19 protein-coding genes are annotated in these 25715 nt (G+C 42.8%); 13 read left to right on the top strand and 6 right to left on the bottom strand.

Annotation, left to right across the window (positions count from 1 at the left end; translation table 11 throughout):
• The first annotated feature begins 1 nt into the window (after position 1).
• Together G7092_RS08230 and G7092_RS08225 are read left to right on the top strand one after the other, a co-directional pair.
• Positions 2-2095, top strand: coding sequence for an alpha-galactosidase (locus G7092_RS08230; RefSeq protein ID WP_166088037.1), 2094 nt, complete (start codon positions 2-4; stop codon positions 2093-2095).
• A gap of 200 nt (positions 2096-2295) precedes the next feature.
• The gene (locus tag G7092_RS08225; RefSeq protein WP_166088036.1) at positions 2296-4488 is read left to right on the top strand and encodes an alpha-galactosidase; all 2193 of its coding nucleotides are present in this window, start codon (positions 2296-2298) and stop codon (positions 4486-4488) included.
• 288 nt (positions 4489-4776) lie between these two features.
• On the opposite strand, the gene G7092_RS08220 is transcribed toward G7092_RS08225, so the two are convergent.
• Positions 4777-5736, bottom strand: coding sequence for a helix-turn-helix transcriptional regulator (locus G7092_RS08220; protein ID WP_166088035.1), 960 nt, complete (start codon positions 5734-5736; stop codon positions 4777-4779).
• 96 nt (positions 5737-5832) lie between these two features.
• On the opposite strand from G7092_RS08220, the gene G7092_RS08215 reads away from it, so the two are divergent.
• Positions 5833-6999: an FAD-dependent oxidoreductase gene (locus G7092_RS08215; RefSeq protein WP_166088034.1), complete on the top strand. Its 1167-nt coding sequence runs from the start codon at positions 5833-5835 to the stop codon at positions 6997-6999.
• A gap of 269 nt (positions 7000-7268) precedes the next feature.
• Here G7092_RS08215 and G7092_RS08210 read toward each other — a convergent pair whose 3' ends face one another.
• Complete coding sequence (locus G7092_RS08210) at positions 7269-8684, bottom strand: MFS transporter (RefSeq protein ID WP_166088032.1); 1416 nt, start codon at positions 8682-8684, stop codon at positions 7269-7271.
• 113 nt (positions 8685-8797) lie between these two features.
• Here G7092_RS08210 and G7092_RS08205 point away from each other — a divergent pair, with 113 nt between their 5' ends.
• A complete protein-coding gene (locus G7092_RS08205) occupies positions 8798-9181 on the top strand; it encodes a winged helix-turn-helix transcriptional regulator (RefSeq protein WP_166088031.1) in 384 nt (127 codons plus the stop codon).
• A gap of 51 nt (positions 9182-9232) precedes the next feature.
• Here G7092_RS08205 and G7092_RS08200 read toward each other — a convergent pair whose 3' ends face one another.
• Positions 9233-9988 (bottom strand): hypothetical protein, encoded by a 756-nt coding sequence (locus G7092_RS08200; RefSeq protein ID WP_166088030.1) that lies wholly within the window; start codon positions 9986-9988, stop codon positions 9233-9235.
• A gap of 169 nt (positions 9989-10157) precedes the next feature.
• Here G7092_RS08200 and G7092_RS08195 point away from each other — a divergent pair, with 169 nt between their 5' ends.
• Together G7092_RS08195 and G7092_RS08190 are read left to right on the top strand one after the other, a co-directional pair.
• Positions 10158-10763 carry a TetR/AcrR family transcriptional regulator gene (locus tag G7092_RS08195; RefSeq protein WP_166088028.1) on the top strand — a complete coding sequence of 202 codons (606 nt, stop codon included), beginning with the start codon at positions 10158-10160 and terminating at the stop codon, positions 10761-10763.
• Positions 10760-12874: a beta-N-acetylhexosaminidase gene (locus G7092_RS08190; RefSeq protein WP_166088027.1), complete on the top strand. Its 2115-nt coding sequence runs from the start codon at positions 10760-10762 to the stop codon at positions 12872-12874. Before G7092_RS08195 ends, G7092_RS08190 begins: the two co-directional genes overlap by 4 nt.
• 6 nt (positions 12875-12880) lie before the next feature.
• Here G7092_RS08190 and G7092_RS08185 read toward each other — a convergent pair whose 3' ends face one another.
• Positions 12881-13777, bottom strand: coding sequence for a helix-turn-helix transcriptional regulator (locus G7092_RS08185; protein ID WP_166088024.1), 897 nt, complete (start codon positions 13775-13777; stop codon positions 12881-12883).
• A 93-nt stretch (positions 13778-13870) separates the two neighbouring features.
• Here G7092_RS08185 and G7092_RS08180 point away from each other — a divergent pair, with 93 nt between their 5' ends.
• The 3 genes from G7092_RS08180 to G7092_RS08170 all read left to right on the top strand — a co-directional run bounded on the left by G7092_RS08180 (position 13871) and on the right by G7092_RS08170 (position 16300).
• Positions 13871-14755, top strand: coding sequence for an NmrA family NAD(P)-binding protein (locus G7092_RS08180; RefSeq protein ID WP_166088022.1), 885 nt, complete (start codon positions 13871-13873; stop codon positions 14753-14755).
• A gap of 99 nt (positions 14756-14854) precedes the next feature.
• On the top strand, positions 14855-15646 hold the full coding sequence (locus G7092_RS08175) for a helix-turn-helix domain-containing protein (RefSeq protein WP_166088020.1): 792 nt from the start codon (positions 14855-14857) through the stop codon (positions 15644-15646).
• A 99-nt stretch (positions 15647-15745) separates the two neighbouring features.
• Entirely contained in the window at positions 15746-16300 is a 555-nt protein-coding gene (locus tag G7092_RS08170) for a dihydrofolate reductase family protein (RefSeq protein ID WP_166088018.1), read from the top strand.
• Between the two features lie 74 nt (positions 16301-16374).
• Here the strand turns inward: G7092_RS08170 and G7092_RS08165 are convergent, their stop codons facing one another.
• Positions 16375-17394: a class I fructose-bisphosphate aldolase gene (locus G7092_RS08165; RefSeq protein WP_166088016.1), complete on the bottom strand. Its 1020-nt coding sequence runs from the start codon at positions 17392-17394 to the stop codon at positions 16375-16377.
• 126 nt (positions 17395-17520) lie between these two features.
• On the opposite strand from G7092_RS08165, the gene G7092_RS08160 reads away from it, so the two are divergent.
• Entirely contained in the window at positions 17521-18255 is a 735-nt protein-coding gene (locus G7092_RS08160; protein ID WP_166088013.1) for a class I SAM-dependent methyltransferase, read from the top strand.
• A gap of 114 nt (positions 18256-18369) precedes the next feature.
• Positions 18370-19488 carry a Gfo/Idh/MocA family protein gene (locus tag G7092_RS08155; protein ID WP_166088011.1) on the top strand — a complete coding sequence of 373 codons (1119 nt, stop codon included), beginning with the start codon at positions 18370-18372 and terminating at the stop codon, positions 19486-19488.
• A gap of 172 nt (positions 19489-19660) precedes the next feature.
• Here the strand turns inward: G7092_RS08155 and G7092_RS08150 are convergent, their stop codons facing one another.
• A complete protein-coding gene (locus G7092_RS08150; protein WP_166088009.1) occupies positions 19661-21010 on the bottom strand; it encodes an alpha-L-fucosidase in 1350 nt (449 codons plus the stop codon).
• A gap of 114 nt (positions 21011-21124) precedes the next feature.
• Here G7092_RS08150 and G7092_RS08145 point away from each other — a divergent pair, with 114 nt between their 5' ends.
• Positions 21125-22309 (top strand): ROK family protein, encoded by a 1185-nt coding sequence (locus G7092_RS08145; protein ID WP_166088007.1) that lies wholly within the window; start codon positions 21125-21127, stop codon positions 22307-22309.
• Between the two features lie 53 nt (positions 22310-22362).
• Positions 22363-25710, top strand: a complete 3348-nt coding sequence (locus tag G7092_RS08140; protein ID WP_166088005.1) for a SusC/RagA family TonB-linked outer membrane protein — start codon at positions 22363-22365, stop codon at positions 25708-25710.
• The last annotated feature ends 5 nt before the right edge of the window (positions 25711-25715 follow it).

Raw genomic sequence — 25715 nt, 5'->3', positions numbered from 1 at the left:
CATGAAGCCTATTGCAACAGCAACAAGACAATCCATCCAAAAAATAGCCAGGCCGGTTCTAGTGTTCGCACTACTACTGGCTTTGCCATTTGTAAATAAAGTTTCGGCGCAGGCGCTTAAATCGCCGGGCACAGGACAGGTTATCATACCCTACGGTACCGGTAACGCCATTGCCTACGATCTGAAAAGCGGACTGTATTCGGTAGTTAAGGGTAAAATACTGGTATACAACAAGGTAAATGCCAGTATCTCACTAAATGGTAAAACTGTTTCTACCAAAGATTATACCTCCCGCACCTATACCAAAGCCGCTGTTACCGATGGTTTTGGCAAGGGTGTTAAACACACCATCACGCTAAGCGGTAAAGGTCTTAACCCTATCAAACAGGTGTTTTACACTTACCCTGGCCACGAGTATTTTATCACCCAGATAGAGGCATCTGGCAAGGGATTGCAGACCAATTCCATCATCCCGTTCTCGGGCAATATAGCTGCCATTACCGGCGATGCGCGCAGCATTTTTGTACCTTTTGATAATGACACTTTTATCCGTTATAACGCCAAACCGTTTACTGCTCCGTTCAGCAATATGAGCTCCGAAGTAGGGGCCGTGTACAGCAACGACAGCCGCGCCGGTTTTGTGGCAGGCTCCATCGAGCACGAAGTATGGAAAACCGGTATCCGCAGCACCGCCAAAGCCGATAGTGGCAATGCCATCCAGGTTTGGGCTGGGTACACCGAAAACAGTGTAACCCGCGATAATATCGCTCACGGAACCATCAGCGGCGATGTAGTGAAATCACCAAAAATACTGGTAGGCTATTTTGACGACTGGCGCACCGGCATGGAAGAGTATGCCAAAGCCAACCGCATTGCCGAGCCGCCTTATGTGTTCAACTGGACAAAACCCACACCCGTAGGCTGGAACAGCTGGGGCGTAATGCAGGATAAACTCACCTACGAGAAAGCCACCAAAGTGGCCGACTTTTTTGCCGATAGCCTGGCTGGTTTCCGCACAGGTAAAACCGCTTTTATCGATCTGGATTCTTATTGGGATTTTATGGTGAAAGGTGGCCCCGAAGGCGATTACAGCAAGCTGAAACAATTTGCTGATTACTGCAAGAGCAAAGGCCTGGAACCCGGCGTATACTGGGCGCCGTTTACCGACTGGGGCTGGAAAGATGGTCCGCAGCGCAAAGTGCCCGGCAGCAAATACACCTTTGGCGATATCTGGACAAAAGTAGGCAACGGTTATCATGATATCGACGGCGCCCGCGCTATCGACCCAACCCACCCCGGTACGCTTGAGCGTATCGACCTCACTATAGGCAAACTGAAAGCCTGCGGTTTTAAAATGATCAAGATCGACTTTTTAGGACATGCTACAGCCGAGTCGACCCATTTTTATGATCCAACGGTAACCACGGGGATGCAAGCTTATCGCAAAGGCATGGAGTACCTGATCAACAAACTGGGCGACCAGATGTTGATTTACGCCGCTATTTCGCCAAGCCTGGCTACCGGCCGTTACGTACATACCCGCCGCATTGCCTGCGATGCCTTTAAAACCATCAAAGATTCCCAGTACACCCTCAACAGCGTAAGCTATGGCTGGTGGCAAACTTTTTTATACAATTATGTTGATGCCGATCATGTGGTGCTGTCAACCGAGAGCGAAGGTGCTAACCGGGCCCGCTTTTTATCGGCTGTGATAACCGGTACCGTAATTACCGGCGATGATTTTTCGGTACACGGCCCATGGAGCGACAGAGCTAAAAACTGGTACCAAAAACCGGAGATCATAAAGCTGATCGAAAACGGGAAAACATTTAAACCAGTGGAAGGCAATACCGGCGAAAACGCTTCGGAAATGTTCACCCAAAAAATTGGAAATAGTATCTATATTGCCGTTTTCAATTACAGCAGCGAACCAAAAACCTTTGCTATGGATGGCAAACGCCTGGGTTTAAACAGCAAAGATCAATACGAGATACACGAACTGCTGCAGGGTGATATCCTGGGCAAAACATTAAGCTTTAAACTGGAGGCTGGTGATGCGGCTTTATACAAATTGGATATTGATGCGAAGAAATAAAAATTAAAAAGTAAACGCCGCTGTCCGAAGTCTCTGACTTCGGACGATTATGCCGGTAGTTTGCAACTACCGGAAGCGGGTAGTCTGAAGACTACAAGCATACGGGTTCGAAGTCAGAGACTTCGAACAGCGCTGAGGATTTTGAAAAAGAATAATTGCTAATACATTAACACTGAAAATAACCTTATAAATTGAAAAGAATGTTCCGAAATCATTTACTGCCCTTATGCCTGGTTGGTGGTCTGTTTACGGCCGGCAGCAGTTTTGCCCAGGTGGTGACCATCCCGGTCGAAACACAGCACAACGCGCTGGTATTACAAACCGATGCCAACAAAAACCTGAAGATGGTTTATTTTGGCGCTAAGCTGAGCAATACCACCGAGTACGCACGCATCCAGAAAATGTATAACCAAAAGGACGACTCCGGTATCCTTAACTCGGCTTATACACCATCTGGCTCCGCTAACCTGGCCGAACCCGCCATCACCGTTACTCATGCCAACGGCGATAAGTCACTCAATCTGGCTTATGTGAGCCACGAGGTAACCAAAGTTGCGGATGATATTTCGCTATTAACGGTTACGCTGAAAGATCCGGTTTATGATTTTGAGGTAAAACTGTTTTACAAAACCTATTTCAAAGAGGATGTTACCGAACAATGGTCGGTGATAAAACATGGTGAAAAAGGTGAGGTGGTGTTAAATAAATTTGCCTCGGCCAACCTTAACTTAAAAGGTGATGGCTTTTGGCTGAAACAATACCATGGCAACTGGGCCGAAGAAATGCGTCCGGAGGAGGCTAAACTAACCCACGGTATCAAAACTATTGACAGTAAATTGGGCACTCGGGCTAATTTGTATGAGCCATCCATGTTTGCAGTATCTATGGATAAACCTGCTACTGAGGATGAAGGAAAAGTATTGCTGGGCGCGTTGGAGTGGTCGGGAAATTTCAGGCTCGATTTTGAACTGGATGTGTCTGATAACCTGCGACTGATTGCCGGTATCAACAACGCCGCGGCTGAATATCATTTAAAACCGAACGAAGAGTTTGCTACGCCAGCTTTAGTGTACACCTACTCCGATCAGGGTAAGGGTGATGCCAGCCGTAAATTACAGCGCTGGGCCCGCAAATACAAAATTGTTGATGGCGAAGGCTCAAGATTAACCCTGCTGAACAACTGGGAATCCACCTATTTTGATTTCAACGAAACTAAACTGGCCGAGTTATTAAAAGATACCAAAAAATTGGGTGTAGACCTGTTTTTGCTGGATGATGGCTGGTTTGCCAATAAATATCCGCGTAATGATGATCATGCAGGTTTGGGCGACTGGCAGGAGAATAAACAAAAGCTACCCGACGGCATCAGCTGGCTGGTGAAAGAAGCGCAAAGCAATGGCATAAAGTTTGGTATCTGGATTGAACCTGAAATGGTTAACCCTAAAAGCGAGCTGTATGAAAAACATCCGGATTGGGTGATTAAACAACCAAACCGTCCCGAAAAGTATTTCCGTAACCAGCTGGTACTTGATCTCACTAATCCTAAAGTGCAGGATTTTGTATTTGGCATAGTAGATAACCTGTTTACCAAAAATCCAGATCTGGCTTACATTAAATGGGATTGTAACGCGGTGATATATAACGCCTATTCGGCATATCTGAAAAAGGATCAGTCGCATTTGTATACCGATTATGTACGCGGCTTATATAAAGTGCTGGAGCGTGTACGGGCTAAATATCCAAAGGTGCCTTTAATGCTTTGCTCAGGCGGCGGTGGTCGTGTGGATTATGGCGCATTGAAATACTTCACCGAATTTTGGCCAAGCGATAATACCGATCCGCTGGAGCGCGTGTTCATCCAGTGGGAGTACTCTTACTTCTACCCGGCTATCACCAGCTCAAACCACGTGACCGACTGGGGCAAACAGCCGCTTAAATTCCGTACAGATGTAGCCATGATGGGTAAACTGGGCTTTGATATCGTGATCAGCAAGCTAGGCGAGCAGGACCTGGATTATGTGCATGGCGCTTTAAAAAATTATGATAACCTGAAAGAGGCTATCTGGCATGGCGATCAGTATCGTTTACAAAGTCCATGGGATAATGATGCCGCATCTATCATGTATGTAGATAATGCCAAAGCAAAAGCGGTGATGTTTAACTACCTGGTGAATAACCGGTATGGTACAGGTACGCGTGTGCCAATTCGCTTAAAAGGCCTCGATCCGCAGAAAAAATACGCGGTAAAAGAGATCAACCTTTACCCGGGGGCTAAATCATCCATAGAAAACGACCTGGTATTAACCGGCGACTTTTTAATGAATGTAGGCGTAAACCCACATGTAGACAAAAATAGAACCAGTGTGGTTATAGAGCTCGATGAAGCAAGGTAGTGAATAGTGAGTGGTGAGTTGGGGTGAATGCGCTATATGTCATCATTTACACCTCCACGCGTCATTGCGAGGTACGAAGCAATCCCCGATTAGCAGAGTTACTCTGTATAGTTTAGAGCTTGCTTCATGCCTCGAAATGACGCTTTTTTTATGAGATTTTTTCAACCCTCTTTCCGCCGTAGGCGAAGAGAGGGTCGTCCAGCGAAGCGTAGAAGGGGTGAGTCGTAACCCGTGTTCTCTGGAATATATAGGATCGCCCTTGCGATATCATCTCCTATTTCATCGAACTTAACCTGCCGAATACTTCTTTGGCTTTACACCCATGTACTGCTCAAAAACCCTGGTGAAATGGCTCAGATTGGTAAACCCTAATTGGTAACCCACCTCCGAAACCGTCATCCGTTTTTCTTTCAGTAATTTGGCAGCCTCCTGCATCCGTGTGGTTTGGTAATACTCAAACACGCCAGTGCCAAAGGTCTGTTTAAATAATTTCCTGAGTTTGGGTTCACTCATATGCGCTTCTTGGGCGAGTGCTGCAACCTGGGGTGGTTGGTTTAAGTGCGATTGTAAGTGGAGTTTAATAGCATATATAGCTTTGATATCATTTATATGCATATGGCTTGTTGGCATTGCCTCCCGTTGCATCAGTAAGGCAAAAATATAGCATAACAGTTCTTCGCATTTTAGTTTGTAATAATGATTTTCCAGGCTTTCCGGAATAGGTTGATGCAGCATCTCGCTGGCGGTTTTGATCATTTCGGGCGAAATACCGGTTTCAAACACAAAATTATCTTTCCCCTGCAATATGTTTTCTGCTATGGGATGATCTGCTTTGCTAAAAAGCGAACGCAGGTACTGCCTCGAAACCGCTATGGTCACACTACCAAAAATGGTATTGGAAGGCATGGCTATGATAGAAGAAACAGCATGCATGCAGATCAGTACATGAGCTTGCTCTGGCGAGAGTTGTTTCTCGGTCTGCGCAGGTGAGGGAAAAATTCCGCTTAACAGGAAAACAACATCTTCCTGTCCTTCGGCCAATTCATTCGTCCGCTCAATAACAATATCTTCATACAGATGATAATTCCTGATCATCATCCGCAGATCATTTCCCCAGGAAAAGCCGGTAATGTAGCCGCCGCCCTTGCTCTCCGGAATATATATAAACCGTCCTTTTATTGTGGCTCCTATTGCCCGCGCAAATTCCTTCGTAATGCCCGATCCGGTATCTGTAATTGAAATTTTCATTTACGACTATTTTATGAGCTATTTAGGCTATTTTATTTATAAAAGTAATAACAATTTTGTAAGTAGAAATAAAGATTAATCATAATACCAAAAGATATGTTACTGGATAATAAAAAAGTAGCCATTATAGGCGGCGGTCCGGGTGGTTTAACGCTGGCCAGGCTTTTACAGTTGAAAGGGGTAGATGTAAAAGTTTATGAAAGAGATTTTAACAGGAATGTACGCGTGCAGGGTGCAACCCTCGACTTGCATTATGAATCGGGTTTGAAGGCATTGGAAGGAGCGGGACTGATGGATGCTTTTAAAGAAACATACAGACCAGGTGCGGATAAGGGGCGAATTGTTGATGAACATGCAAACATAGTTTACGATGAGCACATGGACACGGAGGTATCTAAAGCAGATTTTGGCAATGAATACTTCAGGCCCGAAATTGACAGGGGGCCTTTAAGGGATATGTTATTAGATGCGCTGGCCCCTGATACCGTTGTTTGGGATAGCCAGTTTGCAAACATGTTGAATGTTGGCGATACCTGGGAACTGGAATTTAAAAATGGCACAACAGCTACTGCGGATATAGTAATAGGGGCAGATGGTGCAAATTCTAAGATCCGGCCGTTTATTACGCCGATCCAGCCTTACTATGCAGGTGTAGTGATTGTGCAGGGCAATGTAGATCATGCTGCGACAGCAGTGCCCAACATACACCAATTGCTAAAAGGCGGAAAGATTTACGCACACGGTAGTGGTATATTTTTGCATGTCTCCGCCAAAGGCGATGGCAGTTTGGATTTTTACCTCAGCTGCAAACAGGAGGAGAACTGGGTGCAAAACAACGGCATTGATTTTTCGGATAGAACACAGGTGCTGGCCTGGTTTAAAAACAAGTTTCCGGAATGGAGCAGTATATGGTTTGAGTTATTCGAAAACGCGGGTATGCCGCTTATGCTTCGTCCGCAGTATTGCATGCATATTAACCAAACCTGGGATGCACAATCCAACATAACCATACTGGGTGATGCGGCTCATTTGATGCCACCATCCGGCGAAGGCGTAAATTTAGCTATGCTGGATGCTTTGGAGCTAAGCGAATGCCTTACAAGCGGTGAGTTTAACAATACCCAATCTGCCATTGCAGCGTACGAAAAACAAATGCGGCCAAGAGCCGCCAAAGAAGCGCAGGATTCACTGGAAATGGTGTCATGGATGCATGCCGAAGATGCACTGATCAAAATGGTACAAATGCTTAATCATGCAGGGTAAATCCGCCCAAAAATCCGTATATTTGTATGTATCACGGCCCGGTTTTCTCACCAAAAGAGAGAACCGGGCCGTTTGCATAAGGTCTTAAAATAAGCCAAAAATCGACTTATTTTTCTTAATTATTTGAATATCAATAATTTAATACTTTTTAAACCTTTCAAAACATGCAAAAAATTTGTTAAAAAGTGTTAAAATGGCGTTAAAACTTAGTTAAAGTGACCGAAAATGACGCGTTTTTACGCTGTTTTTGACTAAAAAAGTGTTAAAATTTAAGGTTTAAAAAGTTTTTTCTGCGGATTATCGGGTAGCAAAAACAGAAACAAACTCACAATAGCGAGCAAAAAAATATTGATTCCGGTAGCCAGCCGGTAAGCCGATACGTATCCGGCCAAACTGGTATCTCCGGCCAATCGGTAGAAAAATACACCACCCACTATACCTATCCCCAAAGCAATAGCAGTTTGCTGAAAGGTAGAGAAAGTTCCGGAGGCGGCCCCGGCAAAATGGGTTGGGATGCTTTTTAGGGCCATGGTTAATAAAGATGGCAGTACCGAGCCACAGCCGGTACCATAAATAAAAAGTACGGGTAATAATAAATACCTGCTGACAGTCATAGAGTTAAAAAATATCAAATGAAACAGGAGCGCTGTAACCATGATCAAAACGCCGGCTTGCAGCACCCGCTTACCATAAATGGGCACCAGCCGAAGGGACAACAAGGAGGCCACCACATACCCAGCACCTTGAAAAACAAAGAAAATTCCGGTTTCGGACGAGCTGATGCCAAAGCCATTCTGAAACAGAATCACATTGATCAGGAAATAAGTATCCTGTACCATAAAATAAAACAGCACAGCACAGAGGCCAATATTAAAATCCTTGAAACTAAACAGGCGCACATCAACCAGGGGTTCCAGATCGGAATGCAGCTTGCGACGCTGGTCGAGCACAAACAGGTATAATAACAGGAGGGATAATGCGATGGATGCCATGCTCCACCAGGGCCAATGAAGTTCGGGGCCGCGTACCAACGGGTAGATCAAGGCTATCAGGGCCAGGGTGAGCAGGCTAACACCTGAGCGGTCAAATCGTGATTTTTTTTCGGTTGGGGTGTCCTTCAGAAATATGGCCGCCAGTATCACGGCAATCAAACCTAAAGGCAAGTTGATGAGGAAAATGAGTCGCCATCCATCCATTAAAAAATGGACATCAGGCAGCAATCCGCCTAAAAACTGCCCAATGACCGATGCGGTACCAGCTATACTACCGTAAATACCCAGCGCCTTGATGCGGTCATGATGTAACGGGAAGAGTATCTGGATGTAAGTAATACTCTGCGGGATCATAAACGCCGCGCTGATACCCTGCAAAAAACGAGAGGTATTGATTTGCCAGGCCGTTTGCGAAAAACCGCACAGGCAGGAAGTGACCACAAATAGCAGCATGGACACTATAAAAACGTTCTTTTTACCATAGTGATCGCCGGCCCGGCCACCGGTGATAAGGAAGGCAGCATAGCCCAGTAGGTACAGTACAATAACCAGCTGGATATCACTATCAGATCCATGTATACCCCTTTTAATGGAAGGGATAGCAACATTAACAATAAAGATATCAATCACCGATAGAAACACTGCCGACGACAGGATAATGAGCAGAAACCACCTTGAAATTTGCTTATTCATAATTTGCAGATAAATGAAATTAACCGGCTTTAAGCCTGATTTTGTTAACTTTACCTTTCAAAGATGGCTGCCATGGGAGATGCTCACAAGTAGTTTGATGGAGGATACTAAGTATGAAAAATGATACTAACGATGACGATCAGCTGGTTATAAAAACAGAAAATGGGATTTTTTTAGAAGATAACTGTCCCATGACAAATGCGCTGGACATCATAGGCGGAAAATGGAAGCTGATGCTGCTCAATAAGATCAGGGAAGAGTGCCCTATGAGGTTCGGGGTGCTACGTAAAAAGATGCAGTATATCACCCAGGCCACACTGACTGCCCAACTCAAAGAACTGGAACGCGACGGTATTTTATTACGCACAGCCTACGCTGAATCGCCTCCTCGGGTGGAATACAAGCTTACCGAATTGGGCAAAACCCTCATCCCCATTATGGATGCGCTGTGCGATTGGGGCAATAATTATTGCCAGATGAAAAAAACTAAGGTTTAGTATGAAAAAGCCTGCTGATATTGATAATCAACAGGCTCATTACAACTTTGCTTAGGTCTTTGAAGTTTTGGTAACGGCTAAACCTGCTAATAAAAAAGATATTCCGCTAAATGCCAGGGCAACAAACAGGCTTGTCCATTCTGGTTCGGTATGAATGCTGGCTATAACACGCGGCAAGTGCAGTATCAGCACCCATATCAAAAACATAAGGCCCAAAAGAGTGCCGGCAAGCTTGCTCAATTTATGAATAATAAAGCTGATGGCTGATGCAAAAAAGGCCACCATAACCAGGTAGTCCCAAAACAAACGGGCAGGTATCCAGGCCGGTATCAGGTTAGCAACAAACTGGGCATACATATAGTGTTGTACGCCAAATACCAACAGACCGAGCGAAAAAAGATAAGTGCCGGTTTTTGTCAGCTTAGCACCGCCATCTTTACTGGTAATGCCCAACAGGATAAGGATACCACCCATGATGCAGATAACTTCAAAGAAGCCAGCCCATTCTGATGGATTCCTGGGCTCGGCCAGCACTTTGGGTACATGGATCAGAAGCAAGGCTAATAAATAAAGTAATGCTGCTAAAGATGCTCCATAAGCCGCGTATTTTTTAGTGACGACAAGTATCCCGGCCACGATCATGAGCGAACCGGTTAAATAGGCTAAGACCTGTTTGGCCGGTAACGAAGCCGCAACGGGCATTAATCCGACGGGGAAATGGCCCGATACAATATGAATTACGCCTATGGCGATAATGCTGATCATCAGGAAAAGCCTCCCGATGCCAAGGTAAAGGTTGTTGTTCATTATTTAGGTTTTGGAATTTGGCTTAAGATAAATAAAAAATCAATAAACCAATAGGTTAGAATACTCATATTCAGTTTATTAATAATGTTTAAACATGCTTTGTGCTATCATATTAAATAAAAGAGTTACTTGCAAATGGAAAATATTTTTTTAATTTTATTTTCCATTTATGACCAAAGAAGACATCATCCAAAACTCGCTCAAACAGTTTTTGTTAAACGGCATCCGAAAGATGACCGTTCAGCAGATTGTGGCCCCATTAGGTATTTCGACCAAAACGGTGTATAAGTATTTTAGTGGTAAGGAGGAGTTACTGGAAGCCTGCCTGCTAGTTCATTATGAAAAAATGGGCCAGGAGTTTAAAAAAATGATAGCCAATAGTTCCAACCCGGCAGAAAGACTATTCAAGATGTTTTTTATGGGGTTGGAAGAGGATTTTAAAGTGGCTCCTGTGTTTTATCATGATCTCAATTATTACTATCCCGAAATGCAGGATAAAGTAATTTCCAGGTATTATGAAAACAACGGGCAACATATAACAGATACCATTAAAAATGGTATGGAGCAAGGTTTTTTCAGGCCGGAACTGAATGCGAGGGTTGTTTTAGAATCCCTGGGTTTATTATATAGGTCGCTTACCCGAACCGGTCAATACAGGGAATTTAACCTGAGCCCCTTTGAACTAGCCTCGAATACCATAGTTGTATTTTTAAGAGGGATATGCACGCCGAAAGGAATAAAAATATTGGACAACCTTAAATATTTATCACCATGAAAAAAGCGCTCCTGATCATTTTTTTGCTTTGTGTCTCAATCGTTGCTAATGCACAAAATAGCTCGCTTTTACCTGTGCCACAACAAGTATCGGTTGGTAATGGGCGTTTCCGGCTAAGCTCTACTTTTACCGTTGCAGTAAAAGCTGATCCGGGCGATAGTATTTTATACTTTGCAGTTAACAGAGCTTTTCAAACACTCAACCGGCGCACGGCCCTTTATTTCGGGCAGCAGCGGATAACAGCTAAAGATGCCAGTGATACCTGTTCATTGATCATTCGGGTTAAACAGAAAAAAGAAGCCATACCGGGTGGTGACGAATCCTACACTTTAACGGTTACACCACAAAATATATACCTGGAGGCATCTGCAACAGCAGGCGCTTTGCACGGTTTAGAGACATTATTACAATTGGTACAGCATGATAAGGAAGGTTTTTTTCTGCCTGCGGTAAGCATACAGGATTCACCACGTTTTGTGTGGAGGGGGCTGATGATTGATGTGGCGCGGCATTTTATCCCGGTTGATGTGATCGAAAGGAATATAGATGCTATGGCAGCTGTAAAAATAAATGTATTGCACCTGCATTTGTCTGACGACGAGGGTTTCCGTATAGAGTCAAAGTTGTTTCCGGAATTGCAGAAAAAGGGTTCCTACGACGAATATTTTACCCAGGCTCAAATAAAACAATTGATCATTTATGCCAGACAGCGGGGGATAATCATCGTGCCCGAATTTGATATGCCGGGGCATATCACCGGCTTTTTAGCAGGTTATCCCAATTTGTCGAGCAACCCTGGGCAAACTTATCAACCGGGCCCGCGTTTTGCTTTTGGCGATAAGCAGATGGGCCTGATGGATATCATGAAAATGATCAATAGTTATCCAACGCCCTCTTTTGATCCTTCAAAAGAATCAACTTACGTGTTCATTGATAAATTCCTGGGCGAAATGGCGGTACTTTTTCCATCGCCCTATATCCATATCGGTGCTGATGAGAATAACGGCGTATCCTGGCGCAATAACCCGGATATAGTAGCATTTATGCAAAAAAATAACCTGGCAGATACCCATGCCTTACAGGCTTATTTTGTAAAGAGGGTACAACAGATATTAACCAAACATCACAAACGTACACTGGGTTGGGAGGAGTTATTATCTAAAGATCTGCCAAAAGATGTGGCTGTGCAGGTATGGACAGACGGTACAAAAATGAATGAAGCCGCTAGACTTGGTCACTCGGTTATCGTTTCAAAGGGTTTTTATTTGGATCTGTTTATGCCAGCCTATACACATTATCAGAATGATCTGCTGGTGGGTAATCTTCCCGATAGTGTGGCATCAAAAATATTGGGTGGCGAGGCTGCACAATGGGCCGAGGCGGTTGACAAGGACAATATCGAAACCCAGATATGGCCAAGGGCTGCCGCGGTGGCTGAGCGATTATGGTCGCCCTATACAGTAAATAATGTAGATGATATGTACCGCCGCTTGTTTGTGATCAGCAATCAATTGGATGAAATAGGAGTGCAGCATATCAGTAATTATGAACGAGGCTTGCGGCGCCTCACAAATGGTGCCGATATGGCGTCGCTAAAAACACTAACAGATGTTTTAACCCCGCTAAAAGGCTATAAAAAACTGTTTGCAAAAATGACTTCACCTAAAAGCATGAGCTATCAAACTGCACCATTAACAGCTATATCTGATATTGTTTTTGTTGATTCGGAAGTGAAAAGGCAATTCAGGGCAGCAGTGAAAAGCTATTTAGATAAGTCCAATGATGCAGATGCCACATCTATCACTACACAATTAAAAAAATGGCTTGATCATCGTACGGCAATGGAACCCATGATCAATAAGGGATTGCTGGATAATAATATTAATGAAAATTCAAAAAAGCTTTACGCAGTGGCAATGATAGGATTGGACGCCATCAAACTGCTACAAAACAAAGAAAAGCCATCGGCAGATTGGCTAAAACAGCGATTGGATGCGCTTGACCAAATGAAAAAAGTTTATGGCGAGGTTGAATTAGCTATTATCCCCGAAATCAGGGCATTGGTAAACCAGCGGATGGATGCGGAACCGGCTAGTTATCCTATTTTTTGATCGTAGTTAATTCTTAAGATCCCTGGGTAACATGCCGAATTTTTTCCGGAAAGCGGCGGTAAAATGATGCGGATGTTTGTAGCCTATGAGATAAGCTACTTCGCCTACATACATTTTTTCATCAAGCAGAAGTCGTTTGGCTTCTTTCATGCGGATATCATGTAAGTAGCCAAATACGGTATTGCCAAATAGCTCCTTAAAGCCATTTTTGAGCTTCATTTGGTTGATGCCTGCTTTTCTGGCCAGTTCTGTGATGGAGTGTGGCTGACTGTAGTGTAATTCCAGGGTGTCTTTAACCTCATGCAAACATGCGACGTCCTGTGGTTTTAGTTTGGACGTAACGGCCTGATCTTGCTGATCCAGTTGCTTGATTTGTAACAGGAAAAGTTCAATCGCTTTAGCTTCCAGGTATATGCCTTTTAAATGACCGCTGTATGGGGAGTGCCACATATCATTGATCACACTGTACATAGCAGGAGTCAATTGAGCAATCAGGTCAAATGGTGGTATGCCGGTATTGTGATGATAAAGGCTCATCAGTGACGCACTTTCTTCGGTAACTATATGGTTAAAAAAATGCTCCGAGATCATGAGCTCAAAAAAGGAGCGTATTTTTTTGCCGGTTGGCTCGATGCTTTGTGTATAGGCGTTCACCGGTTCACGATAAATTATAAACTGTTTTTCGGCCTTGCTTCTGTTAAGTCGGGGCGAATCCTCAGCTAGTTTGAAATGCGAAATGATGGTAGGTTTAGCAGGCGTAAAGAACAATGTTTTTTCGAGTGGGTTGATGTAACTACCCCAGCGCAGATCTATCTGGTTAAAAGCGATCTCATCCAGTTGCATCCGAAAACCAGATTCATCCTGTACTATATTCCTTTGTTCGTTAAGCACACCACTCTCCATAATACTTCCTCCTGCGTTGATGGAATTTCCTTTAGCGTTAACTGCCAGTATTGATGGTATTTAACTTTGCTGCCACAAAATTAGATCATTAAAATGGAAAATAATACATATATCACCGTATTTGGTGCAACAGGTAAAATAGGTATAGAACTACTTCGTTTTTTGTCGGCAGCGGGTGTTAAAACTCTAGCGGTTACACGCGATAAAAATAAAGCGGTAAATATGCCTTTTGTAGACTGGGCAGAGGCAGATATGGCCAATAAGGAAAGTCTTTACAAAACCATGGATGATGCCAAAGCTGTTTTTTTGCTTTCGGGCCATAGTAGCAATTTTGTTATAGAGCAAGGGAATGTTATTGAAGTAGCTAAAGAACAAGGTGTAGGGCATATTGTAAAATTATCATCGGGAGCAGTGGATAAGAATTCGCCTTTTTATATTCCGGGTTCGTTCATCGCGAAAGTTCATGAAGAGGTGGAGACCATATTAAAATCTTCAGGAGTTTCATGGACGCTTTTACAGCCCAATGGATTTATGCAAAATTGGTTAGGAGAGCTGGCACAAACGGTTAAACAGGAGCGTAAGATATATGAGGCCACGGGTGAAGGTAAAAGGGCTTATGTAGATCTCTGCGATATTGCCGAAGTTGCATTCAGGATACTGATTAACCCTGAGCAACACGTGGGTAAGGCTTATTTGCTTACGGGTAATCAGGCTGTAAATTTCAAGGAAATAGCTGCGATAATTAGTGATGAGATAGGAGAAGATGTTGAGTTTATTCCGCTTAGCCCGGAGGAAGCCTGGCAGCGCATGGAAAAAAAGGGAGTACCCGAAATGGCTATTCAATCTATATTGGCTTATGCCGAAGCGCAAAGAAATAACAAGGCAGCCTATGTCAGTTCAGCCGTGAAAAATATATTAAATAAACCTGCCCGTACCGTGAAAACCTTTGTGAAAGATCATATTGATTTGTTTAGATAAGTATAAATGATAAGTTGCCAAGTATTTTCGGTTTATATCCGTAAATTAGTTGATCAGGTACCCTTTGTTTAAACTACCTGATCAATTATTTACCCTGGAATGAAAACACAGGTTATCACCCCACATCCGTCTGTTGCTGGTTATGTGAGTAATATTGTGGTGATCGAAAATAACAATATTTACCGGGAAGCTGTATTGCCATTGATAGCGAATGGATATCCCAGTATTACCTTTCAGGTTACCGATACAGGCCTATTGCTCAATAGTCAAAAAAATATGGACAGTTTGGTGCTTTATGGCCAAAATACCAAACCTATTGAACTGTTTACTTGTGGGTATGTAGTCATTATAGCCTATTTCTTATATCCACACATGCTCAAGGCTTTGTTTGGCATCGACGCTAAAGAACTCACCAATATCAGCATCGATCTTAACTTTTTTGAATCGGCCCGTTCCATAAGTTTAAAAGAACAACTCCTGAATGCCATTACACTGGATAAGCGTTTACAACTGATGAACGGCTATATACTTAAACTGGCTGAACGTTATAAGCCAGGCATAAACAACACTATTGCATTTGCCACCCGCACCATTCAAAAAAATAAGGGACTGGTATCACTTACCCATGTGCAGGAAGAGCTATTTGTAACCGAACGAACACTGCAACGAATGTTTGAGCTTCATGTAGGTGTTTCGCCAAAAACGTTTAGCCGGATTTGCCAGTTTCATTCGGCACTTCAGCAACTTAGCCAAAACCAGTTTACAGAGATGACGGATGTAGCTTTTGAAAACGGTTATGCCGATCAGAGCCATCTGATTCGTTCGTTTAAGGAGTTTACCAACTATACCCCTCTGGAATATCTAAAAAGCGCTTCCGAGTTTCCACAGTAAATTTTAGATTGTCGGGTTTGTTCTATCACAGGTTACCCCGGTGCCGTTACTTTGTGATATAAAAGCAAACAAGATCACACAATTTTAAATGAAAAGAAAATGAGAAAGCTAATAGTTTCAGAATGGATAACCCTAGATGGTGTATTTGATGCCGACCGCATGGGCGAATGGTTTATGCCTTTTTTTGGCGAAGCCAAAGCCGCTTACATTCAGAATTGCCACCATACTTGCGATGCCATACTTTTGGGTCGTAAAACCTACGAAATGCTGGCGCCATATTGGTCAACCAAAAAAAATAATGAAGATGGCGTTGCCGATAAGTTGAATAGCGTTCCTAAATACGTGGTTTCAACTACCTTAGAAAAAGCCGACTGGAATAACACCACGATCATTAGTAAAAATGTGATCGTAGAAATCACCCGCCTAAAAGAATTGCCCGGTAACGAGATCATGCTGGAAGGCAGCGCCGAACTGGTAAAAGCACTGGCCAAAGCCGATCTGGTTGACGAATACCGTTTGATGGTTCACCCCATTATTTTAGGTAGCGGAAAACGTTTTTTTATTGATGATTTCCAGGCTTCGGGCTTAAAACTAGTTAAAACCCAACAACTGGATGCCGGGGTAATTGTACTATACTACCAACGTGAAAAATGAAAAAAAGATCAGGTTTATAAGCAACAGCAAGCCGTTTATTATTTAGCGATTTGCTGTTGCTGTATTTAACTAAGTTAGGCTTCCAATGCCGGTGTATACTCACCGCGACGGGCGGCATTGTTAATGCTCAGCCGTTTGTGAAATATTTGCTGAGCAACGGCTACATTTTCATCTTTGCCTTTCCAATATTCCATAGCCGGTTGCTGAACCGCTCTTGCGAACGAAAAGGTAAGCGTCCATGGTAACCTATTTTTGTATTTTACATGCATAGCATTTAAGTGTGCGCTGGCATCTGAAGCCGCTTGCCCGCCTGATAGAAATGCCACACCGGGTACAGCTGCTGGTACACAACGCAATAAACACTCAACGGTAAGGTCGGCAACCTGGTCAACGCTAGCTTGCACCGATGCATCCACACCGGATACCACCATATTGGGTTTCAATATCATACCTTCCAGGTAAATGCGTTGCTGTATCAGTACTTCAAATACGATGTGCAAAACCCTTTGGGTTACTTCAAAACAACGTTCGATAGTATGCTTGCCATCCATCAGTACTTCGGGTTCTACTATAGGTACCACATCGGCTTCCTGGCAAAGTGCCGCGTAACGCGCCAGGGCATGGGCATTAGCATAAATGCTACCATCGGTTGGGGTATCGTCCGAAATAACGATCACCGCGCGCCATTTGGCAAACCTGAGGCCGGCCGCGGCATAGTTTTTTAGCCTTTCCCGCAGTCCGTCAAGGCCTTCGGTTACTTTTTCACCGGGGAAGGCAGGCATATCTTTGGCTCCCTCATCTAGTTTAATGCCGGGAATAACGCCGGCTTTAACCAAAAGATCGATGAATGGTGTGCCATCATCAGCAACTTGTTTTGTGGTTTCGTCAAATAGAATAGCACCGCTAATACATTCGCCCAGTTTGGGGGTTCTTACTATGAGTTCACGGTATTTTCGGCGGTACTCTTCTGTTTGGGGAATGCCGGCTTCTGCAAAGCGTTTGTTGCAGGTAGCTATACTTTCGTCCATGGCCAAAAGGCCTTTGTCGCCCGCCATTAATTGTTGGGCGGTGGTTTTTAAAGTTTGTTTATTCATGGGTATACGATATTTATGGCAAACGTTTGGGGGTGTTGCTTTGTTGTAAATATAACAAATGGTTTTGTAAGGAATATCTGTGATTTTTATTGAATTCGGGTGCCTTGTTTTGTAAACTTGCTGATCATGAAAGAGAATAAATACGATAACGAAAGTTTCTTTAAACAATATAGCCAGATGGCTCGCTCGGTTAGCGGTTTAAAAGGGGCTGGGGAATGGCACGCGTTTCAAAAAATGTTGCCGGATTTTCACGGCAAACGTGTTCTTGATCTGGGGTGTGGCTTTGGATGGCATTGCCGCTATGCCGTTGAACAAGGAGCAGCGCATGTGATTGGTATTGATCTTTCGGAAAAAATGCTCAATAAGGCAAAAGAAATAAACAACTCTCCATTGATTGAGTACAAATGCTTGGCCATAGAGGATTTTACTTATGAACCCGACTCATTTGATGTAGTCATAAGTTCACTCGCATTTCATTACCTGGAATCATTTGATAATATATGTAGTAAGGTATATCAATGTCTTACAACTGGTGGCTCATTTATTTTTTCGGTTGAACACCCCATATTTACAGCTCAGAGCGGACAGAACTGGTATGTGGATGAACAGGGGAAACGCCTGCACTGGCCTGTTGATAATTACTTTAGTCAGGGTAATCGTACAACAACGTTCCTGGGCGAGCAGGTTATCAAGTATCACAAAACATTAACAACCTATATCAATAGCCTGATCAGGAGTGGGTTTGAAATTACCGCGCTTATTGAACCTGAACCGAAAAAAACGATGTTAGAAAATGTACCCGAAATGCAGGATGAATTACGCCGCCCTATGTTCTTGATTGTATCGGCTGTGAAAAAATAGTTAGCGTTAAGTAGCCTCGAGTGTTCCGGTAAGTGGTAAAAATATTTTGTATGATAACGATTTTGGTAAAAAACCCTAAATTGTAATCGATTACGAACCTTAAAATCAATGCCTATGAATTCGCGCCGTGACTTTTTACAGAAGCTGGGGATCTCTGCCCTGGCTTTACATCTGGCCCCGCTTTCGGGATGGACCAACAGTAAAAGCTATACCGAAGCCCCTTATGAAGGTCGTGTACTTCGTGTAGCTATTATGGGACTCGGAAGCTATGGAACGAGGGTAGCCGAAGCCATGCAATCATGCGTAAAAGCCAAATTGGTTGGTGTGGTGAGTGGTACACCTTCAAAAATTAAGGATTGGCAAAGCAAGTACGGCATATCTGAAAAGAATTGCTACAACTATGAGAATTTCGACAGCATTAAAAACAACCAGGATATTGACGCGGTTTATGTGATCACGCCAAACGCATTACACCACGATATGGTATTACGGGTGGCCAAAGCTGGTAAACATGCCATTTGCGAAAAGCCCATGGCCGTAAACGCCAAAGAGGGGCAGGCTATGGTAGATGCCTGTAAAAAGGCCAATGTGAAGCTGCTGGTAGGATACCGGATGCATTTTGAGCCAAAAACGCTTGAGATAATCCGGATGCGTAACAACGGCGAATTTGGGAGGGTCCTCTTTTTCCAGGGCCAGTGTGGTTTTAAGATCGGTGATCCTACCCAATGGCGGCTCAATAAACAATTGGCAGGCGGAGGAGCGATGATGGATATTGGTATTTATGCTATCAATGGCTCGCGCTATATGACCGGCGAAGATCCAATTTGGGTTACCGCCCAGGAAACCAAAACCGACCCCGTGAAATTTAAAGAAGGGGTTGACGAAACCATCCAGTTCCAGTTCGGCTTTCCGAGCGGAGCAGTAGCATCCTGCTTGTCAACCTATAACATGAATAACCTCGACCGCTTTTTCCTGGATGGGGAAAAAGGTTTTGCCGAACTGCAGCCCTCCACAGGTTATGGCCCTATACAAGGGCGTACCCATAAAGGCGAACTTACTCAGCCAGTAACTACACATCAAACGGTACAAATGGAAGAGATGTCTGCCATTATTTTTGACAACAAACAGCCGGTGGTGCCTGTGAATGGGGAGGAGGCTGTAAAAGACCTCAAGATTATCGACGCCATTTACCAGGCTGTTAAAACTGGGTCAAAGGTGGCTATTAGTATTTAGTGTTGATCCCGATAATAAAAAATATGTCATTGCGAGCGAACATGGGTTGGCAGAGTATAGGAGGAGGAGAAATCTTTTGGGCCTGATAAGTCCGGTGCAAAAGATTTCTCCTCGTTCCTCGTCGAAATGACAAGGCTTTTTAACTAAATTTCAGATATTAATATTAAGAGCCTTACTCATTAGTCAGAAATCCGCCTTTACCTCTGTAAAGATCAAGTTTGCCATTTAATTCAACTTTTATGACAGACATATACTTGTCCTGCAGGTTCTCAGGAATGGTGATGTATGTTAAGCCCGGTACAACACTCCATGATATTTTACCCACAATTTTATAGGTCAGCGGGGTGTTGCTACCCAGTACACTTACTTTTTTGATGCTGTTTTTCAGTCCTTTTATCAATAACGGCGCGCTGGTTTTGGCGGGTACAAACAAGTATACAATGGTCGAATCCTTGGATAAGGTGCTGGCGCCATAATAATGACCTTGCGGCATACCGGCAATGGTATTAAAAACGCTTTCACCGTTCTTCTTATTCCAGGCACCTAGTTCTTTAAGCAGGTTGACTTCTTCGGGTGGAATACTGCCAGCGCCTTTTGGGCCAATGTCTAACAATAAGTTTCCACCATAACTTACGGCATCGGTAAAAATACTGATGATCTCATAAGGTGTTTTAAAATTTTTGTCCTGTGGCTGAAAGCCCCAGTTATCATTGCTGGTCATGCAAAGTTCCCACCATTTGTAGGCTGGTCTCGATACCGGGAAGTTTTGTTCGGGAGTATCATAATCACCATAGCCTTGTAAACGCCCGTTGATGATAGTGTTGGGGTTATAACCCAACAGTTTTTGCCTGATCTCTGCCGCATTCCATTCTTCGGCGCTGTGTTCCCAATCACCGTCGAACCACCAAAGGTCGGGATTGTATTGTTTGGCAAGTTCATCCAGTTGCCCATTCATAAAAGTTAAAAATTTAGCCCATTTGGCAGGCTGTTTTTTTACCTCATATCTGCTGCTATCTTTTAAAAAGCCAGGATAATCGGCATAGCTCCAATCAATCAGCGAAAAATAGGCACCTGTTTTTATACCACGCTGACGCAAAGCGTCATATAAAGGTTTTAGGAGGTCTCTTTTAGCAGGGGTTTTTTGTACTACGTTCAGCCGACCGTACTTACTGTTCCATAAAGCTACCCCGTCATGATGCTTTGTGGTCATTACAGCATAACGGGCACCGCTTTCCTTAATAAGATCGGCCAATTCATTAGGTTTATACTGACTTGCAGTAAAGCCATTTAACTGGTTCATATAATCCGGATAACTGATTTTTTTGTTATGAAAACTCCAGCTTTCATCTATCCCTTTTACAGAATAGATACCGTAGTGAATAAATATGCCCAGTTTGGCATCCGCAAACCATTGCATTTTTTCTTTGATCTCATCAGGGTTTACATGGTGTTGTGCCTGTACATAACCAGTGTAGAATATAGTAAATAAGGATACAAGATAATGAGTAGTTTTTTTTAGCATGATTTACTAATTGATTTTTTTATATGAAGTTAACATCTTTTTAATAAATTTAAAAAGAATCCTTTTTTTATTAAATTTATTTTAATAAATATGCAAATATAAAACTGAATTAAAATGTTTTTCAAGCACATAGATATTGTTAAGGGGTTATATTACGGTAAAACGGCTTCGTTAAATGAACTGAGTATTAGCGTAGGCAGGAGCATTCCGTATGTAACTAAGGCTGTGACTGACCTTATTAATTTAAATGTGGTAAAGGAAATCGGGATAGGTACCTCAACTGGGGGACGTAAGCCGGTAACATACTCTTTAATAGCAGATATTGGTTTTATTATTTCGGTGGCGATGAGCCAGTTTGTGACCAGAGTAGTCATTACCGATATGAACAATGAGTTTGTGGGGAAGGTGCAGGAGTTTCAGCTAAAACTTAATGATGATAGTAATGCCATCCATTCCTTAGTGACATATATTAAAACCACCATTATCAACTCTGGTTTACCACAAGATAAATTTTTGGCTATAGGTATTACTATGCCGGGTTTTATTGATGCTTTTCAGGGTAATAACCTGAGCTTTCTCAAATCTTCTGATGATACAACACTGGTAACGTATATTACCAAACAGGTTGAACTGCCCGTATTTATTGAAAATGACTCGACTGCTATAGCCCTTGCCGAACAAAAATTTGGATTACCGATAGCCCGTAATAATTCCATGATCATTAATCTGGGCTGGGGCATTGGTTTAGGCATGATCATTAATAAAGAAATATTTAAAGGGCACAGCGGTTTTGCCGGGGAATTTAGTCACTTGCCGCTTCATAAGAACGGAAAGCTATGTTCATGCGGAAAGCAGGGCTGTTTAGAAACTGAAGCCTCCTTACTTGCTATTGAAGCCAAAGCAACCGAAGGCTTAAAACAAGGACAGGTGAGCAGCTTGATGAAATATGATATCATATCGGCCGATAACATCATTGATGAAGCGCTTAAAGGCGATGCTTTTGCCGTAAAAATAATTTCCGAAGCGGCTTATTTCATTGGTCAGGGTTTGGCTATTCTGCTGCACCTGATGAATCCAGAAAGTATTATACTGAGTGGAAAGGGAAGTGTTATAGGTAAATTATGGCTTATCCCTATCCAGCAGGCTATGAATGAGCATTGCATACCGCATTTAACTACTTACACTCAACTGGCTGTTTCCAATCTGGGCAACGATGCTCAACTTTTAGGTGGGGTAACCACTGTGATTGAAAATTTATATAAACTCAGCCCGCAGGCTAATATTTTCGAACCTGCATAATATTAAAAGAACCTTATAATTAACTAATCCATAATTAATCCAAAACAATTTGCATGAAACAACTTTACTTAATTCTCAGAAAATGGGTAGTGCTGCTACTCTTACTGATTTCGGCAAACGCATTTGCCCAAACAACAGTTACCGGCGTGGTTCGTGATGAAACCGGGCCCCTACCAGGTGTGTCTGTACTTATAAAAGGTACAACAAATGGAGTGCAAACCAACAGCAGCGGCGCGTACAGCATCAAAGCGACAAAAGGCGATGTACTTAAATTCTCCTCTATTGGTTATGCTACAAAAGAAGTTACTGTTGGCGATGACCAGGTTATTAATGTAACCCTGGCTGTAGGTAGTAATCAATTAAAAGAAGTTACCGTAACCACCTCTTTTGGTATCAAAAGGCAGGAAAGATCTGTTGGTTATGCAACCAGCACGGTTTCGGCTAAGGAAATTACCGAAGCAGGTAATACTAATTTTGCATCGGCTTTATATGGTAAAGCAGCTGGCGTTACAGTTAAAACTCAACCCGGTGGTGCTAGTAGTGCAGTAAATATCCAGATCAGAGGTATCAACTCCATCAATTACAATCAACCTCCATTGTATGTTGTAGATGGGGTAATTATCCGGAACCAACAGCAATATGGTCAAAATGGTTTTAATAATGGTGGTTTTTACAGCGATCAGCGTATTGAAGGCAATGGCGTGCTGGACATTAACCCTACCGATATTGAAAGTATAGATATACTAAAAGGCGGTAGTGCTACTGCACTTTATGGTTCTGATGCCGAGGGTGGCGTAATTGTTATTACGACAAAAAAAGGTGTTAAAGGAAAAGGTCCAGCCGTAGATTTTAATTATTATGGTACCGTAGAACGGGCCGCTTTTTTACCCAACTATCAGAATGTTTACGGACAGGGTTATGACCGTGCCACTAATATTTCTCTTGGCTTTAACGAAGATGGTTCTGTTCCTGATACACAATCACCGGCAGGCTGGAGGCCCAACTTTAGGGCATATGCCGATTTCGGCCCCAAAATGGATGGGCAAAAAGTTCGTTGGTGGGATGGGTCAATCCAATCATATTCTCCGCAACCGGATAATTATAAAGATATATTCAGGCAAGGTACAAGCTCAAGTGCTAACGTATCGATCTCCAATCAAACCGAAAATGCCGATTACCGGTTTTCGTATACCAGGCTTGATTATAACGGGATACAGCGGGAATCAGGTGTTCACAAAAACTCATTCAATTTAAACAGCTCGCTAAAACTGAGCAAAAAAGTAAGTGTGGATGTTGTTGCCAACTTTGTAAACACTTTAACCCAAAATCGCCCATATCAAACTAACAGACTGGCAGAATCATTTGATGGTTTTTTTGGAAGGGAAGAAAAAATGGACCTGGTAAGACAAAAATTTCTTACCTCTGAAGGGTTTGAATATGCTCCTGCAGAAAATCCACAATACAACCCGTCTGAAGCTTTTGTGTTTAGGGTTAGGCCTAGTCTTTATGATTATTTTTTCAATACTTTGAAAAATACTTATACTGAAAATGAAAATCGCTTATACTCAAGCGCAACTTTAAACTGGGGTATTTTAAATCATCTTAAATTCCGTGGAAGAATTGGAAATGATTACACCGGTCGTAATACAGAGGCCGAAAGCTACAATACTTACCCGGTAGCTTTTAATACCGGTGGCAACAGTACAGGTGGTTATAATGTATCTACAGGTATTTACTCCATACTATACGGCGATGCTTTGTTAACCTACAATACCAATATTACAAAGGATTTTAACTTTTCATTAACAGGTGGTTTTACGGCCAGGCGTGAGTCTTATCGTGATGAAGCATCCGGAACAACCCAAGGTTTAGTGACAGAGAATTTCTTTTCATTAAGTAATTCTAATGGCATTGTCAGTACTTCTTATACCAGGCAGTTTGAAGTAAAAACAGGTGTTTTTGGTTTGTTAAACCTAACTTATAAAAACTATTTGTTTTTAGAAGGTGCATTACGTCAAGAGTCGGCATCAACTTTACCTCCTCAAAATAATACGTATTACTATCCGGCAGTTAACGGAAGCTTTGTATTTACAGACGCATTGAAAGATGCTATGCCATCGTTTTTAAGTTATGGTAAATTAAGACTTTCCTATACAGAAAATGGTAACCCGGCCCCAAGATATCAATCCAATGTGGCTTATCAGCAAACTTCGCTGCAAACTATTAATGGTTCGGTACCTCAACTTTCCATACCGGGAGCTTATGGTAACAATACATTACAGCCCGAGAGGAAGCATGAATATGAAGGCGGTTTAGAACTTCGCTTTTTAAATGATAAACTCAGTGTAGATGCGAGTTACTATAGCAACAAAATAAATAATCAGATACTGGGCTTAACTGCTGCACCAAGTAACGGTGCCGGAAGCCAGATAGTTAACGTAGGTACTATTGGAACTAAAGGTTTTGAACTTGCCTTGAATGCTACGCCTATCTCAACCAACGACTTTAAGTGGAATGTGCGTTTAAATTACTCTGTTTATAATACAAAAGTTTACGCTTTGGCTCCTAACCTGCAGGAGTTGGTTTTACCAGGTACAAGCTTTGAAGGCGGATCTTTAAAAGTAGTAGCGAGACCAGGTGAAGAACTGGGTAATATTTATGGTTTCCCGCTGCAAACAGATGGAAAAGGAAATAAATTGGTAGATGCCAATGGTTATTACAATGCCGATAACTCTCACTATGTAAAAGTAGGTAACATACTACCAAAGGCTACAGGTGGTTTTTCAAACACATTTACATACAAAAGCGTGTCACTTACCACCCTGGTTGATTACAGGTTTGGTGGTCAGTTGATATCACCTCCGTTAAAATACGGTATAAATGCAGGTATGTATACCAGTACTTTAAAGTATAGGGATGCAGAGCATGGAGGCTTGGCGTATTATATAAACGGGGCTGGTACCTACGTAGGATTGCCATCAAACGCAACAGCTGGCCCGGGTGGAGAAAAAGTGTATCATGACGGGTTAATACAACCTGGTGTGGTTGCAAGCGGTGCGCCTAATACTACTATCATAGACGCTGCAAGTTATTATGAAAATCAGTTTTCTGCGGGCGATCCAAATAGCCAAAATACTGGAAGCGCGGTATACAACAACAACTATATTAAATTACGTGAAGTTGTATTAGGTTATAATTTGCCTCAAAGTTTTGCACGCCATATAGGTATGTCAAAAATCAAGTTTTCGCTGATAGGCCGTAACTTACTGTATATATACCGTACGTTGAAAAATCTTGATCCGGAAACGCCAATTGGAAACCAGTGGTATAATCAAGGTATTGACCACGGCTCGTTGCCTGCAACAAGAAGTTACGGTTTCTCCTTAAATGCCACCTTTTAACCATT

It is taken from the genome of Mucilaginibacter inviolabilis (assembly GCF_011089895.1).
Lineage (GTDB): Bacteria > Bacteroidota > Bacteroidia > Sphingobacteriales > Sphingobacteriaceae > Mucilaginibacter > Mucilaginibacter inviolabilis.
The sequence above is the reverse complement of the archived record's forward strand: the minus strand, read 5'-3'. Positions and strand labels throughout refer to the sequence as shown.